The sequence below is a fragment of the Pseudomonas sp. MM227 genome, assembly GCF_947090715.1.
Classification (GTDB): Bacteria; Pseudomonadota; Gammaproteobacteria; order Pseudomonadales; family Pseudomonadaceae; genus Aquipseudomonas; species Aquipseudomonas baltica.
In genome coordinates, this window is sequence record NZ_OX352319.1 from 2686393 (window position 1) to 2703575 (window position 17183).

Consider the following 17183-nt stretch of genomic DNA (forward strand, 5'->3'; position numbering starts at 1 on the left):
CGTTCACCCAAACACACCGCAGGCACCGCCGACGCGGCTCGCGCCGCTGCTACACGCACAGCAGCCGCATCCGCACCCGACGCACCCCCTGTAGCAGCGGCGCAAGCCGCGTCCGGCTTCAACGCGTTTACCCAGACACACCGCAGCACCGCCGGGGCGGATACCGTATATCCAATGCATTGGCGAGCGCGGCGCCCGAGGCGGTGTTGTCGAACACACACCAGACCTCGGCGTCTGCGGTGGCCTCAGCCAGAATCACGCGCAAGCGTGAGAGATATTCGGCGTCGTACGCGTCGTGGTAGATGCGCGGCGAGCCATGCAGCCGCCAATATCGGAAGCCGCGCCAGCCACCGGGGGTGGCGTCGGTGGCCATACGCGAGGGATCGACAGCCGCCTGCGCAATACGCTGCGCCTGCAGCAGCGGCTCGGCCTCGACCCAGGAAAGGTGACGAGGCTCGACCACCACCGGCCCGACAAATCGCTCGCGCAGGCAACTGAAAAAGTCCTCGGCAACCTGAGCGTCGAACACCAGCGAAGGCGGCAACTGCACCAGCAGGCAACCGAGTTTGTCGCCAAGCTGTCCGCACTGCGCCAGGAATTCGTCCAAGGCCACAGCGCAATCTTCAAGCCGCTGCAAATGAGTGATCTGTTTCGGTACCTTGACCGAGAAGCGGAAATCATCGGGCACCGAAGCCGCCCATCGCGCATAAGTCTGCGGCCGGTGCGGACGGTAGAACGAGCTGTTGATCTCGACACAGCTCAACTTCGACGCGTAGCGCTGCAGATGGGTACCGTCAGCCGCGAAGCGCTCGGCATGTTCGCGTGACAGGCTCCAGCCGGCGCAGCCTACCCGTATGGAGTGACTGTTCAAAACAGCACCCCGCCCGCCTCGCGCATGAAAATCTCGACGGTTTTGGGCCCGACACCCTCGAACGCTTCCAGCTTGCGTTCGAAGTCACGGCGATCCGTGCTTGCCGCGCGCATCCCACCGATCGTACCGTCATACTCGGCTTGCAGTTTTTTCGCCAAGGCGCTCAAGCGCGTTGCGGTACTTTCGTCATAGCGCACGTAATGCGCCTCGCCCAGCATGGCCACCAATTCGCGGTGCGTGCAATTGCTCAGCTTGCGGGGCGTGTCGCGGTTATGTTTGTCGACCAGCACCCGATAGGCCTCCACGGCAATGTCCGCCTGGATCCGCTTGCCCATCAGAAAGCTGGCCAACAACCATTTGAACAGGCCGTGTTGCTCGTTGATGTCGATACCCAGTTCATGGGCGGTAACGTGCTTGCTCATCGGCTGGGTCCCCCATCGGCGTCATGCAGGTAAGGTTAGGTAGACGCTGGCCACGGCCGACAGGTTCGATCCGCCTGCATGCCAGTCGACCCCAGCCAGCGCCCGCGAACGGCGCCGCGACGCGCGGACCGTGCCGTCCCGCTCATTCGCCGCTACAATGGCGGCCTTGACCGTGATGACTCAGACCAGAAAAACATGTCCCTGCCCAAGCACCACCTCGAACTGCTCAGCCCTGCACGCGACGTCGCCATCGCCCGCGAAGCCATCCTGCACGGCGCCGATGCCATCTACATAGGCGGCCCCAGCTTCGGCGCGCGTCACAACGCCAGCAACGAGCTGAGCGACATCGCCGAGTTGGTGACCTTCGCTCGCCGCTATCACGCGCGAGTGTTCACCACGCTCAACACCATCCTGCACGACAACGAACTAGAGCCGGCCCGCAAGCTGATCCACCAGCTGTACGACGCCGGGGTGGACGCCTTGATCGTGCAGGACCTGGGCGTCATGGAACTGGACATTCCACCGATCGAACTGCACGCGAGCACCCAGACCGACATCCGCACCCTGGCTCGGGCCAGGTTTCTCGACCAGGCCGGGTTCTCCCAACTGGTGCTGGCGCGCGAACTGGACCTGAGCGAGATCCGCGCGATTGCCGCGGAAACCGACGCGGCCATCGAGTTCTTCATTCACGGTGCCCTGTGCGTGGCCTTCTCTGGTCAATGCAACATCTCCCATGCACACACCGGGCGCAGCGCCAACCGTGGCGACTGCTCCCAGGCCTGCCGCCTGCCCTACACCCTCAAGGATGACCAGGGTCGCGTGGTGGCTTATGAAAAACACCTGCTGTCGATGAAAGACAACAACCAGAGCGCCAACATTCGTGCGCTGGTCGACGCCGGCGTGCGTTCGTTCAAGATCGAGGGCCGCTACAAGGACATGGGCTATGTGAAGAACATCACTGCCTACTACCGCCAGCGCCTGGACGACGTATTGGAAGACCGCCCGGACCTGGCACGCGCCTCCAGCGGCCGCACTGCGCACTTTTTCGTACCAGACCCGGACAAGACTTTTCACCGCGGCAGCACCGATTATTTCGTCAGCGAACGCAAGATCGACATCGGCGCGTTCGACTCGCCGACCTTCACCGGCCTGCCGGTGGGGCTGGTGGAGAAAGTCGGCAAGCGCGACATGCTGGTGGTCAGCGAGCAGCCACTGTCCAACGGCGATGGTCTGAACGTGCTGGTCAAGCGCGAAGTCGTGGGCTTTCGCGCCAACATCGCCGAGCTCAAGGGCGAGTTCGAAGAGGACGGCCACAAGCGCTACCGCTATCGGGTCGAGCCCAATGAGATGCCTGCAGGGTTGTTCCAGCTAAGGCCCAATCACCCGCTCAACCGCAACCTGGACCACAACTGGCAGCAGGCACTGCAGAAGACGTCCGCCGAGCGACGCATCGGCCTGGCCTGGCTCGCACAGCTGACCGAGCAGCGCCTGCAACTGACTGCCACCAGCGAGGAAGGCGTGCGCGTGGAAGTCACGCTGGAAGGTCCGTTCGGCCCGGCCAACAAACCCGAGCAGGCCCTGGAGCAGCTGCATGATCTGCTGGGGCAACTGGGCACCACCCAGTACCATGCGACGGCCATCGAACTGGATGCGCCGCAGGCGTTCTTCATTCCCAACTCGCAGCTCAAGGCGTTGCGCCGCGAGGCCATCGAGGCGCTGACGGCCGCGCGTGTCCAGGCCCATCCACGTGGCAGCCGCAAGGCCGAAACGACGCCGCCGCCGGTTTATCCGGAATCGCACCTGTCGTTCCTGGCCAACGTGTACAACCAGAAGGCCCGCGACTTTTACCTTCGGCACGGGGTCGAGCTGATCGATGCCGCGTACGAGGCCCATGAAGAGCTGGGCGAAGTGCCGGTGATGATCACCAAGCACTGCCTGCGCTTCTCCTTCAACCTGTGCCCCAAACAGGCCAAGGGGGTGACAGGAGTGAAAACCAAGGTCGCGCCCATGCAGCTGATTCACGGCGACGAAGTGTTGACGCTCAAGTTCGACTGCAAGCCGTGCGAGATGCACGTGATCGGCAAGATGAAGGGGCATATCCTCGACCTGCCGTTGCCGGGTAGCGGAGTCCACGTGGTCGGTCAGATCAGCCCGCAGGACCTGATGAAGACCATCCGCCGCGCCCCGCATTGACAGTGACTCGACTGCGCGCACTCTGGCCCAGCCGCCAACCGATCAACGCTCGAGAAAAATGGCGCGCCTGCATTGGCGCGGCACTGGGCGTGCTGGTGGTCTGCACCTTAGCGGCGCTGGGCCTGCAAGGACACTGGGCTGCCGAACATGGCGCGTTGGGCCTGGCCATCGTGGCGCCCATCGGCGCCAGCGCGGTGCTGGTGTTTGCCCTTCCCGCAAGCCCGCTGGCACAGCCTTGGTCGGTGGCGGGCGGCAACACCCTGAGCGCGCTGGTGGGCATTGCTTGCGTCAAGTGGATCCCCGATCCCACGTTCGCTGCGGCCCTTGCAGTTGGCCTGGCGATCGCACTGATGCTCGCGGCCCGCTGCCTGCATCCACCCGGCGGCGCAGCAGCGCTGCTCATGGTGGTGATGGGCTGCGAGCAGTTCACCTACGCGGTGAATCCGGTGCTGATCGATTCGCTGCTGCTGGTCGCCGCCGGGCTGATCTACAACAACCTGACACGTCGGCCATGGCCCCATGTACCCGCCACCAGCACGCCGTCCAGCCCCAGCCGTTTCAGCCATGCCGACCTCGACGCCGCACTGGTGCACTACAACCAGGTGCTGGACGTCGATCGCAACGATCTGCAGGCACTGCTCGAGCACGCCGAGGCATCGGCGTACCAGCGCAACATGGGTGAGCTGCGCTGCGCCGAAGTCATGAGTCGCGAACCGATCACCGCACGCCAGGAAATGCCGCTGCGCGATGCCTGGGCGCTGATGCGCAAACACAAGATCAAGGCACTGCCGGTCATCGACCGACAGCGTCATCTGCTGGGCATTGTCACAGTGGCCGATTTCATGCAACAACTGGATCTGGATGCCCATGACGGAGTGGCCTGGCACCTGCGTGCCCTCCTGCGGCCCCGCCGGAACCAGCCGACGACGAACCTCGTCGGGCAGATCATGACGCGTTCAGTACGCGTAGCCAGCGCGGACCGCCTGCTGACCGAGCTGGTGCCGGTGTTCTCGGAAAATGGCCATCGGCACATCCCCATCATCGACACCGAACGCCATCTGGTCGGCATCATCACCCAATCCGATCTGATCCGCGCTCTGTATCGGGCCGTGAGGGCCTAGCGCACGACGCCTTCGGTCACTTCGATGTCGGTCAGCCCCATGCGCGCCGCCTGCTCGAGAACCTGCTCGTCGGTGTCCTCTGCAGTGGGCATCACCAAGCTGTTTTCGCCGTCGCCGAAATGCAATTGCAACAGATGCATCACGATGCTGTGAAGATTCTGCTCGACCTCGTCCGGCGGGGTCCAGTTGCGCGGGGCGCCGTTGAACAGGTATCGCACGGTTGCAGTTGCCATTGGCCAAATCCTCTCGATGGTGGGCGCGAGCCCGTTCTGGAAGGCCGCAAAGGGTCGGTCCTGAAGGAAATGACTGGGGTGATGCGCCAGCGTTCCATCCGACCCAAAGCGTACCAGACGCGGATTGTCTTGAACGTCTGCGGCCAAGTGCTTTCTGAAAACAGAACCGGGCAATGCGATGCGTTGCGTCCCTATACCTGCTGGAGAAGTTTGCATGAAGATCTTGATGGTTCTGACGTCCCACGATCAACTGGGCGATACCGGCAAGAAAACCGGCTTCTGGCTGGAAGAATTCGCCGCACCCTACTATGCCTTCGTCGATGCAGGCGCCGAAGTGACCCTGGTCTCGCCCAAGGGTGGCCAGCCACCGCTGGACCCCAAGAGCGACGAGCCGGATGCGCAGACCGACGCCACCCGCCGCTTCGCTCAGGACACGCAGGCTCAAAAAGTCCTGGCGGATACCTTTCCCCTCGGCGAGGCCGACCCGTACGACTTCGATGCCGTGTTCTACCCAGGCGGCCACGGGCCATTGTGGGACCTGGCCGAGGACACCGATTCGAAGACCATCATCGAAGCCTTCTACGCCGCCAACAAACCTGTTGCGGCTGTGTGCCATGCGCCTGGGGTGTTCAAGAACGTCAAGTCGCCGGACGGCGATTCCATCGTCAAGGGCAAGAAGGTCACCGGCTTCACCAACTCCGAGGAAGAGGCGGTCGGGCTGACGGATGTGGTGCCGTTTCTGGTCGAAGACATGCTCAAGGCCAATGGCGGCGAGTATTCAAAAGGTCCGGACTGGGGCAGCTATGTGATCGAAGACGGTCACCTGATCACTGGCCAGAACCCTGCGTCTTCCGAAGCCGCCGCACAGGCGCTGATCAAGCGCCTGCAACAGGAAGAAAACGCCTAACTGCGTTACCCCCCCGGCCAGCCGTTGCGCCCCCTTCGCGGCCAATGACCGCTCCCACGAGCCGTACGCCCTCCCCCCTGTAGGAGCGGTCCGCGGCCGCGAAGGGCCTCGACCGATAAACCTGACACACCGCGCCGCCCCCTTAGCGGCCGATGCCGCTCCCACGAACCGTACGCCCTCCCCCCTGCAGGAGCGGTCCGCGGCCGCGAAGGGCTTCGACCGATAAACCTGACACACCGCGCCGCCCCCTTAGCGGCCGATGCGCTCCCACACTGTGAGCAGCGGCAAAAATCATTCTAAAGTTTCATGTTATATCGTAACATCCGCATCCCGATCTATTCACGGATGCCATCCCATGGCCGACGCCGCTGCTTCCCCCCATTTCCAGGGCACTCTCTCCACCGCCAAGGTCACTGCCGCTTCACGCACCCGAATGCTCGCGATCGATGCACTGCGCGGCTTGGTCATGCTGTTCATGCTGGTAGACCATGTCCGAGAAACCTTCTTCCTGCATGTTCAGGTCAGCGACCCCATGGACCCGCTGAACACCCCTCCCGAACTGTTCTTCACCCGTATCAGCAGCATGGTCTGCGCGCCCGTGTTCGTCTTCCTCACCGGCCTCTCTGCCTGGCTGTACGGGCAGTCTCACAGCCCTCGGGAAGTGTCGATTTTCCTGTTGAAACGCGGCCTGTTCCTGGTTTTCCTCGAACTCACCCTGGTCAACTTTGCCTGGAACGCGACACTGGTTCCGACCACCCTGTGGCTGCAAGTGATCTGGGCCATCGGCCTGAGCATGATCGCACTGGCGGCACTCATTCACATGCCGCGCACCGCACTGGCGCTCGTGGGCGCGGTCATCGTCGCCGGACACAATCTGCTGGACGGCATCGTCCTGACCGCCGACTCACCATTCTTCGAGATCTGGTCGATCCTGCACCAGCGCGCTTTTCTGGAAATCACCGAATACACTCGCGCCCGCACCACCTACCCCATCCTTCCGTGGATCGGCCTGATCGCCCTGGGCTATTGCACCGGCCCTTGGTTCGCCCGCGGCGCCGACCCGGCACGACGCCAGCGCCTGCTACTCAATTGGGGGATTGGCCTGATCCTGGGCTTCATCGCCATTCGCTATCTCAATGGCTACGGCGAAAAACCCTGGAGCGTGCTGGACGACAACGTGCGTACCTTCATGAGCTTCATGTCACTGACCAAATACCCGCCGTCGCTGCTGTACCTGATGCCGACCATGGGCGCAGGCTTGCTGCTGCTTGCATTGTTCCAGCGCCTCGAAGGCCGGAAAGTGCTCGAGGTGCTGTCGCGCTACGGTGGCGCACCGATGTTTTTCTACGTGCTGCACTTGTTGGTGCTCAAGGCGATGTACCTGCTCGCCGTGCAGATCTGGGGTTTGAACCAGGGCAAGTACTACGGCTTCGACAGCCTGAGCGGAATCTGGCTGTGGACTGCGGTGCTGGCCATTGCCTTGTACTTTCCCACTCGTTGGTTTGCGCAGCTCAAGCAGCGTCGGCGCGACATCGGCTGGCTGAAGTACTTCTGAGCGCGTTCGAATCGCGCCTGCGCTACCGCTTGAACCGGGTAGACGACCGTTGATCGCCACCCTGCGCTCTTGCGCCGATATTTGAACGCATGGATGCACTTTAACGACGCTGAGGCAGTCCGACCGGAAGGCGTAGTATCACCATCGCAATGATGTCAAAATGACATCGAGTGACAGGAGGTCGCCGTTTCTCGTCCTTGTCTGGGTCCTTCACATGCTCGCAGCTGTCCCTGAAAAAGATTCAAAGCACACTGCTCTTCAAGGTCTGGTTCAGGCGGCAGCGGCCATCACCCACTGTTGCGGCGGCCTGCTCATCGAGGGCGCACCCGGCGCCTGGCGCGTGACTGCCGCCTTTGGCACCACGCGTGAAGTGCCCGTCGACGCCGCCACCGAGTCCTGGTTGCGCATGCTGATGTCCTACGGCGACGTAGTCGACATTGGCGACGGTTCACCTTTCATCCACTCGATCCCGGATTTCCTCGGCTCGCTGGCTGACACGTACCGCGTATGCATCGCTGTCAAAGACCACAGCGACGCGCTCGTCGGTATCGTTCTGTTGGCGCTGACGCCGCCGTTCAAGTTGCTTAGCCCCGCGCAGATCTACGCACTCAAGACCCATTCCGTTGCCCTTTACCACCCTGCACCGTCGCTGCTGGTCCCCACCAGTACCGGGCCTGCGGGGGTGATCGAGCGTCTGCGGCTGCTCGAGTCGGTGGTGGTGCATGCCAAGGATGCGATCCTGATCACCGAGGCGGAGCCGATCGACCAGCCCGGCCCGCGGATCGTCTACTGCAACCCGGCGTTCCTGGCGACCACCGGGTTCAGCCTGAAAGAAATCGTCGGCAAGACGCCGCGTATCCTGCAGTGCGAGGAAACCGATCGCGGCACCCTGGATCAGATCCGCAGCGCCCTGTCCACGTGGCAGCCGATCGAAGTCGAACTGATCAACACGCGCCGTGACGGTACCCGCTTCTGGGTGCAGCTGAGCATCGTGCCGGTGGCCAACGAAAAAGGCTGGTTCACCCATTGGGTGTCCGTGCAGCGTGACATCACCGAGCGCAAGGAAGCCGAAGAAAGCCTCAAGCAGGCGCAGATCGACCGCGAGGAACAGGTAGCGCTGCGCTCGCGCCTGGTGGAGCGTGAACGAATCCAGGAAGAGCTGACCTACGCCGCCTTCCACGACGACCTGACCCGGCTGAAGAACCGCGCCTACTTCATGGCCAAGATTCAGGAAGTGTTCAACCTTGACCATGCCGAGCGCGAAGCGGCAGTGCTGTACATGGACCTGGATCGCTTCAAATACATCAACGACGGCATGGGCCACCGTGCCGGTGACATCCTCTTGCAGATCGTGGCGCAGCGGCTGGAGTCCTGCCTGAACGGCAACGCCGTGCTGGCGCGCATCGGCGGTGACGAGTTCGCCATCCTCCACACCGGCAATGACTCCAAGCACGCTGCGATAGAGACCGCGCAACGGGTCATCCAGGCGCTTGGAGTTGCCGTCGACGTCGAGGGCCAGGCGATCTTCACCTCCTGCAGCGTCGGCATCGTCACACTCGACGCCGCCCACACCAGCGCCGAAGATCTGGTCCGCGATGCCGACGTCGCCATGTACGCGGCAAAGAAACAAGGCCAAGGCAAATGGACCCTGTTCGACCTGTCCATGCGCCAGGCGGCGGTCGATTTGCTGCTGATGCGCAACGCGCTCAAGCACGCCTTGGCGCGAGAAGAGTTCTACCTGGTCTACCAGCCAATTTTTGCCGCCCGCTCGCGCCGCATCGAAGGCGTGGAAGCGCTGGTCCGCTGGCAGCACCCCGTGCTCGGCAACGTGCCGCCCGACGTGTTCATCGCAGTGGCGGAAGACATCGGCATCATTCATGAAATGGGCCGCTGGGTCATGCAGACCGCCTGTGCCGAGCTCAAGCGCTGGAACGCCAATGCGGCCTGCACACTGAAGCTCAACGTCAACGTCTCGGGTGCCGAGCTCAACCATGTCGGGTTCGTGGCAAAGGTCGCGGAAATACTGAAGGACACCTCCTTCAGCGCCCACAACCTGCAGATCGAAATCACTGAATCGGTCTTCCTCAACGAACCGGAAACCGTGGCGATCGCCCTCGCCGACCTGCGCGAGCTGGGCGTACACATCGCGTTGGATGACTTCGGTACCGGCTACAGCTCGCTGGGCTACATCGACCGCTACCCGATCGACTCGATCAAGATCGACCGCTCGTTCGTCACGCGCATGATGACCCACAGACGCACCATCGCCATCGTCACCAGCATTCTGTCGCTGGGCAGCGCGCTGGATGTCGACATCGTCGCCGAAGGCGTGGAAACCCAGGACCAGCTGGACCGGCTGCAGGCATTGGGCTGCCCTTTCGTCCAGGGCTACCTGCTCAGCCCGCCGCTGCGCGGCGAGGAAATGAAGCAGCTGATGGCAGCGCGCAACGATACCTGAAAGCTACCGCGCGCCTGATCACATCAGGCGCGCGGCGGTGGAGGCATGTTCGCAGGTGGATAGCTTTTGAAAACGGATCGAGGCTAAGCTGCGCGCTCTACGGAAGGAGTCTGGAATGAAAACACTGTCTGCACTATTGATCTTGGGCGTACTGAGCGGCTGTGCCTCCTACAGCGACCAAGGCACCGGCGAAGGCGGTCGCGAGATCGGCAGCAAGGGCTACACGGTGCGCTGTGACGCCACGCCCGCCAATCAACCTGGCTGCTATTCTCCGCCGCCCTCCTATTCGTGGAATTTCATGAAGAATTTCCATCTCAAGCTTGGGCAGAACTGATCCGCAAGATCGGCCGCCTTCACGGCTTCCAGCGACCTCCCTCCACGATGACCAGATTAGGGTCGGTGTCCGCTGGCAAGTCCTTGCGCACGTACTGGTCATAAAGCTTGAGCAGGGCTTTCTCTTCACCCAGCTTGGCCAATTCGTCGTTCACCCAATCGCGCAGCTCGGTGTTGCCTTTCTTCACGGCCGGTGCGATAGGCGCCTCATCGCCCAGCTTCTGGGCGAGTACGCGGTAACCGGGGTTCTGTTTGGCCCAGTTGAACAGCACGAGGTTGTCCTGGGCATAGGCGTCGCCGCGGCCGCTGGCCAGGGCTTGCAGTGATTCGGAGTTCTTTTCGAACTTGAGCAGCTTCCAGTCAGGGTGATTCTTGGTCAACCACAGATCGGCCGTGGTGCCGGTGGTGACGATGGTGGTCTTGTCGGCCAGGTCATCGAGCTTCTGTACGCTGCTGCCGTCCGCCACCAACGCCTGCACGGCGACACGCAGGTTCGGGTTGGTGAAGTCCACCGCCTGGCTACGCTCGGGTGTCACGGTCATGTTGGCCAGGATCAGGTCGACCTTGTCGCTCTGCAGAAACGGGATGCGGCTGGCCGGCTCGACGCTGACGAACTCGACTTTCTTCTCGTCACCCAGCAGGTCCTTGGCGAAGCGCTTGCCCAGGTCGGTGTCGAACCCGACGTATTCGCCCTGCTCATTGACGAAACCAAAGGGCGGTTTGTCGCTGAACACCCCGACGATCAGCTTGTCGCGGGCCTTGATGGTTTCCAGGTAGCTGGTGGCAGGTTTCGCCGTCGCGGCTGGGGTGGCGGCCTTGGATTCGGCCGGTTTATCGCAACCGGCCAGCAATCCAAGAGCGAGTACGGGTAGAACCAGGGCAGTTTTGAAGTTCACGATGCTTTCCTTTTCGGCATGTTTTCTACGTAGGAAAACCTTTCCAGGAACTGCTGCGCGCGTGCGGTCTGCGGGGCGCTGAAGAAGGTTTCGGGATCGTTCTGTTCCGCGATACGGCCGCGGTCCATGAACAGAATGCGGTCGGCCACCGCGCGGGCGAAGGCCATTTCGTGGGTAACGATGAGCATGGTCATGCCGCCCTGCGCCAGGTCGAGGATCACCTCGAGGACTTCCTTGACCATTTCCGGATCCAGCGCAGCGGTGACTTCGTCGAACAGCATGACCTTGGGGTTCATGCACAGTGCCCGCACAATGGCGATCCGTTGCTGCTGGCCGCCCGACAGCTCGCGGGGGTAGGCGTTGGCGCGTTCGGCCAGGCCAACCCGAGCCAGCAGCGCCTCGGCCTGCTGCCGCGCTTCCCGGGCATCGCGCTTCTGCACTTGCAGCGGCCCCAGCAGCACGTTCTGCAGCACGGTCATGTGAGGAAACAGGTGATAGCTCTGAAACACCATGCCGATCTGCTGACGCACGCGGCGCCAGTCGGCATTGGCAGGCAGCAACTGCCCATCGAAAGTGAAGGTACCGCTGTGGCCCAGTTCCAGGCCGTTCAGGCAGCGCAGCAAGGTGCTCTTGCCGCAGCCGCTGGGGCCCAGGATCACCACCACCTCGCCTTCGGTCACCCGCAGATCGATGTCAGTCAGCACCGGTGTATCGGCGAATTTCTTGCTGAAGCTTGCGAGTTCGATCAATGCGCTCATGCGTGATTCCAGCGCCGTTCAAGCACGCGGGAAGCGGCCGACAGCGGATAGCAGACGATAAAAAAGAAGACAAACAGGAAGCCGTAGATCAGCACCGACTCGTAGGTGCGCTCGATGATCTGCTGGCCCACCTTGGTGATGTCGACAACGCCGATCAGCACCGCCAGCGAACTGGTTTTGAGCAAACGGGTGCAGACGTTGATGACCGGCGGCGTAAGGCGCTTGAGCGCCTGGGGCAGCAATACCCGACCGTACAACTGGCCCAGGCCCAGGCCGATGGCCAGTCCTGCCTCGCGCTGCCCGCGGGGTATGGAGCGCAGCGCGCCACGCACGACTTCGCCAATCTCGCTGGCGCCCCACAGCGACAACACCAGCACCGCGCACCAGAACGCAGGCAGGCTGACGCCGAAGAAGATTGGCAGGCCAAAGAAGAACAGGTACAACCAGACCAGTACCGGAATGGCGCGAAACAGCTCCAGGTAGACCCTCAGCGGCACGTCCAGCCAGCGCTTGCCCAGGCTGCGCAGCACGCCATAGAACAGGCCGCCGACACTGCTGAACACGATCGCAAGCGCGGAAATACCCAAGGTGCGACCGGCCCCGGTCAGCAGTTGAGGTGCCGATACCCAGAGCAGCTCAAGACCCGAACTGGCCATGTTGGAGCCTCCTTTCCAGCAGGCCCAGCAGCAACGACAGCGGCAAGAACAACAGCACGCACAACCCGGTCATCACTGCCAGCATCTCGTAGGTCTTGTAATACAGAGCGATGTAACTCTTGGTGGTGTAGAGAATTTCCGGCACGGCAACGGCCGACACCACCGTGGTCTCCTTGAGCAGGAACACGAAGTTGGCGAACAGCGCAGGCAAGCTGAGAATGCCTGCCTGGGGCAGCACTACATGGCGCAACAGCTGCCAGCGCGACAGACCGATGGACAGGCCAGACTCGATCTGCGACTTGGGCACCGCTTCGATGCCCGCGCGCAGTATTTCGGTCAGGTACGCACCTCCCATGAACGTCATGGCAATGACCGCCGCTGCGAAACCGGAAATCCGCACGCCCAGAGCGGGTAAGGCGAAGTAGATGAAGAACAGCTGAATCAGCAGCGGCGTATTCCGCGCAAGCTCGACGTACAGCGGCACGAGCCGATGCAGCACCGGGACCCGGAACGTGGCGATGGCCGCGTTGAGCACCGCGACGGCGAGTGAGCTCAGGATGGCGATCAAGCCGACCTGCAAAGTGACCCCCACGGCGCGCGCAAAAGCGGGAAGCGTGGACAACACGAACGCGTAGTCGAAGGTCATCGGTTGACCTCCAGACGTGTTGAAATAGATAAAGCGAACATCGGAAAGCGCCTGCGTCTGGCTTGCGGTCGCTGAGTGTAATCGACCGTTTTCAATCCAATTAATACTGAATAAACATAAGCTTAGACAGTGATCGTCAGGCCCCTCTTGCGTGGCGGACTTGACGGTCATGATCGCCACTAGCGCTTGTAGTGACAGTGAAAGAGGGCAATGCGAGGCGCCCTGCCCTCGGGTCGAGCATCTAAGGGGTGTAGCTTTCCAACAGATATTCGCAACAAAATATGAATAATAACCATTCCTATTTGTTACAGTTCTGCTTGTGCTGATCGTCGAGACGGAGGCGCGGCCTGATTTCGTCCCTCAGGCAAACAACGTTTAACGAACAGGAGTCCCCATGCCGGCAAAAAAATCTTTGCCTATCACCCGCTGACACTGGCGATGCTACTCAGTGGCCCGCCACTGAGCACGGCCTACGCCGCCGACAGCGCCAGCGCTGCCATATCCAACGCCACCCTGGAGCTGCAGGAAACCACCATCGATGCCCAGGCCCTGGAAAACCCGAATGGCCAGATCCGTGGACCTGTGGCCACGCGCAGCACCAGCGCGAGCAAGACCGATTCGGCGATCAAGGACATTCCGCAGTCGATTTCGGTCGTCACCCGCGACGAGATGGACAACCGCAAGACCGACACCCTGGCCGAGGCCTTGAGCTACACGCCAGGCGTGATCGCGCAGCCAGGCGGGTTCAGCCGTGTAGCCGACGACTTCGTGATCCGTGGCTTCAACGTCGGCTCAGGCACCGGCGGCATCCTGCGCGACGGGATGAAACTGCAAGGCAGCGTGTATGACGGAGGCATCGAGCCCTACGGCCTGGAGCGCGTGGAAGTGGTCAAGGGTGCTTCTTCTGTGTTGTACGGCCAACTGTCGCCAGGCGGTCTGCTCAACACCATCACCAAGCGCCCGACCGACACGCCCCTGCATGAAGTCAATGTCGAATACGGCAGCCATGCGCGCAAACAGTACAGCTTCGACCTGGGCGGCCCGATCGACGACGCCGGACAGTTCTCCTATCGCCTGACCGGCCTTTGGCGCGACAGTGGCACCCAGACCACCGATACCGACGACGACCGCCGCTACATCGCACCCGCCTTCACCTGGCGCCCGAACGAGAGCACCTCGCTGACGGTCCTGGCCAACTACCAGGAAACCCGTACCGGCTTTGCACCACCGCTGGATTTCGACCTGACCACCTCGTCCAGCACTCGCTACCCCAAGGTCGACCGCGACCTGTTCACCGGCGAGCGCGGCTTCGATCACTACAACAACTACTCGACCAGTCTGGGCTACCTGTTCGAACACGATTTCACACCCGACTTGAAAATCCGCCATTCGCTACGCCACTTCGAGGCGGACCTGAGCTGGGACTACATGCAGATCGCTGATACCGGCAGCGCCGCCCTGCGCAACCGAGGCCAGCTGGCGCGCCGAGCTAGCATCCGCCGCGAGCGCTCAGAAGGCTGGACCAGCGACAACAACATGCAATGGACCCTCGACAGCGGCCGCTGGCAGCACACCCTGCTGGCGGGCGTGGACTACTACCACAAGACCTACGACTCTCATCGCTTCGCTGGCGCCAACTCCATGTTCAGCCCGGCCAATCCGGTGTACGGCGCTGCGACCAACGTCACAACCGCCAACACCGGCTCGGACCTGCACAGCGCTCAGACCGGCGTCTACCTGCAAGACCAGATCAAGTTCGACGACAAGTGGATTCTGCTGCTGGGCGGTCGTCAGGATTGGGCCGAAAGCCGAACCTACAGCTTCGCCACTGGTGCTCGCACGCCGCGCGATGACAAGAAAGCCACCGGCCGTGTCGGCCTGGTCTACCAGGCGGACAACGGGCTGGCGCCTTATGTCAGCTGGAGCCAGTCGTTCCTGCCGGCCAACGTCTTCAACGCCAACGCCAACACCTCGTTCGATCCGACCGAGGGCGAGCAGTACGAGATCGGCGTACGTTACACCCCGCCCGGTACCACAGCGCTGCTGAGCGCTGCGGTCTACGACCTCAAGCAGAAAAACTCCCTGAGCACCGACCTCACCGGCAACAGCGTGCAGTTCGGTGAAACCCGCTCACGCGGTGTGGAGCTTGAGGCCAAAGCGGAGATCACCGCGAACCTGAGCGCCACTGCGTCGTACACCTACACCGATGCAAAGATCACCGACGATGCGGTGTCCACCCGCGTAGGTACGCGCATCGACGGCGTGCCGTATCACATGGCCAACCTGTGGGCCGACTACCGCTTGACTGCCTTGGGCCTGCCTCAGGTCATGGTCGGCGGCGGCGCCCGGTACATGGGCACCAGCCGTACGTCCAGCTCGGACGCCAACGAGAAGGTCTCCGCCTACACCCTGTTCGACGCGAAAGTCACCTATGAAGTCGACAAGAACTGGACCGTGGCCATGAAGGCGCAAAACGTCGCCAACGAGAAGTACCTGTTCTGCAACGTCTCGTGCCGCTACGGCGACGAGCGAGCGCTGATCGGTTCGGTCAACTATCGCTGGTAAGGGCTGATCATTGACACGTCGACCAGCCTCTTTGGTTAGTATCAGGTTCGCCTGGTAGATTGGGCTTTGTATCTGTCACGCACTGGAAACGAAGAACACAGGTGTACGGCACACATGCCTATCTGAACCGGGCGTTCATTTCTCCCAGGCTCAAGGTCAAGTCAGTGTCTATGCCAGACAGACGTTCGATGGCCAGGCGTTCAGAACGCAGATCCTCAAGGTCATCCTGCAGCGCTTGATAAGCGACCTGTTTTCGCACGAACGACCTAGTGTCTTGGTAGACTTGTCTCCCGTCACGTTTCGTACGGAACCGACCCGCATAGCAAACACCTCGCCAGCCCTTTTTCGTCCTCGAATAGCGGCCCCGGCGAAAGTGGTTAAGGTCATTCTCACAGTGGTAAAACTTACCACTCACCCCACGAAAACGTCCGAAAACGCCCGAAAACTGGTACAAAACGCGCAGAGTAAAATGGTACAGAATGTAGCTGAAACGCCCGTCACGCCTGGCCTGGAGCCCTCCCGCCGCTTTAGCGTGGCACCCATGATGGATTGGACCGACCGCCACTGTCGCTACTTCCTGCGCCTGCTCTCGCGGCACACCCTGCTCTACACCGAAATGGTCACCACCGGCGCTTTGCTCAATGGCGATCACGAGCGCTTTCTGCGCTACGACGATGCCGAGCATCCCATCGCGCTGCAGTTGGGTGGAAGCACGCCGGCCGATCTGGCCGCGTGCGCGCGCATGGCGCAGGCGCACGGTTACGACGAGGTCAATCTTAATGTGGGTTGTCCCAGCGATCGTGTGCAGAACAACATGATCGGCGCCTGCCTCATGGCGCACCCTGCGCTGGTGGCCGACTGCGTCAAGGCCATGCGCGACGCGGTGTCGATTCCGGTCACGGTCAAGCACCGCATCGGCATCAATGGCCGCGACAGCTACGAGGCGCTGTGTGATTTCGTCGGGCAGGTGCGCGAAGCTGGCTGCCGCAGTTTTACCGTGCACGCACGCATCGCCATCCTTGAGGGCCTGTCGCCCAAGGAGAACCGTGACATCCCCCCGCTGCGCTATGACATTGCCGAGCGCTTGAAGGCGGATTTTCCGGACCTGGAAGTGATACTCAACGGCGGCATCAAGACGCTGGAAGCCTGCGCCGAGCATCTGCAGACCTTCGATGGTGTGATGCTGGGACGCGAGGCCTATCACAACCCATACCTGCTGGCGCAGGTCGACCAGCAGTTGTTCGGCAGCGACACGCCGGTGATCAGCCGTTTCGACGCGCTGCGGCAGATGCGGCCGTACATCGCCGCGCATATCGCCTCAGGCGGCGCCATGCACCACGTTACGCGGCACATGCTCGGCTTGGGTACGGGCTTTCCCGGCGCGCGCAAGTTCCGTCAATTGCTGTCGGTGGATATCCACAAGGCCGATGACCCGCTGGCGCTGCTCGATCAGGCCGGGGCATTGCTCGAAGGGCGCTGATCGCCCAACGACGCATCATTGACCCGATAGGAGCGCATACTCGATCCATTGAACCGTCGCGCGGCGCGACACTCGAACGTAGGTCTTTC

15 protein-coding genes are annotated in these 17183 nt (G+C 62.0%); 8 read left to right on the plus strand and 7 right to left on the minus strand.

Annotation, left to right across the window (positions count from 1 at the left end; genetic code table 11):
- Positions 1–127: 127 nt before the first annotated feature.
- Together ONG87_RS12045 and ONG87_RS12050 are read right to left on the minus strand one after the other, a co-directional pair.
- Positions 128–871, minus strand: a complete 744-nt coding sequence (locus ONG87_RS12045) for a DUF72 domain-containing protein (RefSeq protein ID WP_264381330.1) — start codon at positions 869–871, stop codon at positions 128–130.
- Positions 868–1293: a DNA methylase gene (locus tag ONG87_RS12050; RefSeq protein ID WP_122477603.1), complete on the minus strand. Its 426-nt coding sequence runs from the start codon at positions 1291–1293 to the stop codon at positions 868–870. The genes ONG87_RS12045 and ONG87_RS12050 overlap by 4 nt, the downstream gene beginning before the upstream one ends.
- Before the next feature lie 195 nt (positions 1294–1488).
- On the opposite strand from ONG87_RS12050, the gene ONG87_RS12055 reads away from it, so the two are divergent.
- The gene (locus ONG87_RS12055; RefSeq protein WP_264381331.1) at positions 1489–3486 is read left to right on the plus strand and encodes a U32 family peptidase; all 1998 of its coding nucleotides are present in this window, start codon (positions 1489–1491) and stop codon (positions 3484–3486) included.
- A gap of 2 nt (positions 3487–3488) precedes the next feature.
- Positions 3489–4607, plus strand: coding sequence for an HPP family protein (locus ONG87_RS12060; RefSeq protein ID WP_264381332.1), 1119 nt, complete (start codon positions 3489–3491; stop codon positions 4605–4607).
- Here the strand turns inward: ONG87_RS12060 and ONG87_RS12065 are convergent.
- Positions 4604–4840, minus strand: coding sequence for a hypothetical protein (locus ONG87_RS12065; protein WP_264381333.1), 237 nt, complete (start codon positions 4838–4840; stop codon positions 4604–4606). The two genes, ONG87_RS12060 and ONG87_RS12065, sit on opposite strands and share 4 nt — an antisense overlap.
- A gap of 214 nt (positions 4841–5054) precedes the next feature.
- Here ONG87_RS12065 and ONG87_RS12070 point away from each other — a divergent pair, with 214 nt between their 5' ends.
- The 4 genes from ONG87_RS12070 (at position 5055) to ONG87_RS12085 (ending at position 10094) form a co-directional block, all read left to right on the plus strand.
- Positions 5055–5747 carry a type 1 glutamine amidotransferase domain-containing protein gene (locus tag ONG87_RS12070; RefSeq protein ID WP_264381334.1) on the plus strand — a complete coding sequence of 231 codons (693 nt, stop codon included), beginning with the start codon at positions 5055–5057 and terminating at the stop codon, positions 5745–5747.
- Positions 5748–6180: 433 nt separating this feature from the next.
- A complete protein-coding gene (locus tag ONG87_RS12075; RefSeq protein WP_264382854.1) occupies positions 6181–7302 on the plus strand; it encodes a DUF1624 domain-containing protein in 1122 nt (373 codons plus the stop codon).
- Between the two features lie 214 nt (positions 7303–7516).
- A complete protein-coding gene (locus ONG87_RS12080) occupies positions 7517–9760 on the plus strand; it encodes a bifunctional diguanylate cyclase/phosphodiesterase (RefSeq protein ID WP_264381335.1) in 2244 nt (747 codons plus the stop codon).
- Positions 9761–9875: 115 nt separating this feature from the next.
- Positions 9876–10094: a hypothetical protein gene (locus ONG87_RS12085; protein WP_192103341.1), complete on the plus strand. Its 219-nt coding sequence runs from the start codon at positions 9876–9878 to the stop codon at positions 10092–10094.
- 19 nt (positions 10095–10113) lie between these two features.
- On the opposite strand, the gene ONG87_RS12090 is transcribed toward ONG87_RS12085, so the two are convergent.
- From ONG87_RS12090 to ONG87_RS12105, 4 genes are read right to left on the minus strand one after another with little or no spacing between them, the layout of a single operon-like run.
- On the minus strand, positions 10114–10989 hold the full coding sequence (locus ONG87_RS12090; RefSeq protein WP_264381336.1) for a transporter substrate-binding domain-containing protein: 876 nt from the start codon (positions 10987–10989) through the stop codon (positions 10114–10116).
- Complete coding sequence (locus ONG87_RS12095) at positions 10986–11747, minus strand: amino acid ABC transporter ATP-binding protein (RefSeq protein ID WP_122797098.1); 762 nt, start codon at positions 11745–11747, stop codon at positions 10986–10988. The genes ONG87_RS12090 and ONG87_RS12095 overlap by 4 nt, the downstream gene beginning before the upstream one ends.
- Complete coding sequence (locus ONG87_RS12100) at positions 11744–12403, minus strand: amino acid ABC transporter permease (RefSeq protein WP_122477585.1); 660 nt, start codon at positions 12401–12403, stop codon at positions 11744–11746. The genes ONG87_RS12095 and ONG87_RS12100 overlap by 4 nt, the downstream gene beginning before the upstream one ends.
- Positions 12384–13049, minus strand: coding sequence for an amino acid ABC transporter permease (locus tag ONG87_RS12105; protein ID WP_264381337.1), 666 nt, complete (start codon positions 13047–13049; stop codon positions 12384–12386). Before ONG87_RS12105 ends, ONG87_RS12100 begins: the two co-directional genes overlap by 20 nt.
- A 438-nt stretch (positions 13050–13487) precedes the next feature.
- Here ONG87_RS12105 and ONG87_RS12110 point away from each other — a divergent pair, with 438 nt between their 5' ends.
- Positions 13488–15614 (plus strand): TonB-dependent siderophore receptor, encoded by a 2127-nt coding sequence (locus tag ONG87_RS12110; protein ID WP_264381338.1) that lies wholly within the window; start codon positions 13488–13490, stop codon positions 15612–15614.
- A gap of 469 nt (positions 15615–16083) precedes the next feature.
- Positions 16084–17094 (plus strand): tRNA dihydrouridine(20/20a) synthase DusA, encoded by a 1011-nt coding sequence (gene dusA, locus ONG87_RS12115; protein ID WP_264381339.1) that lies wholly within the window; start codon positions 16084–16086, stop codon positions 17092–17094.
- Positions 17095–17183: the final 89 nt, after the last annotated feature.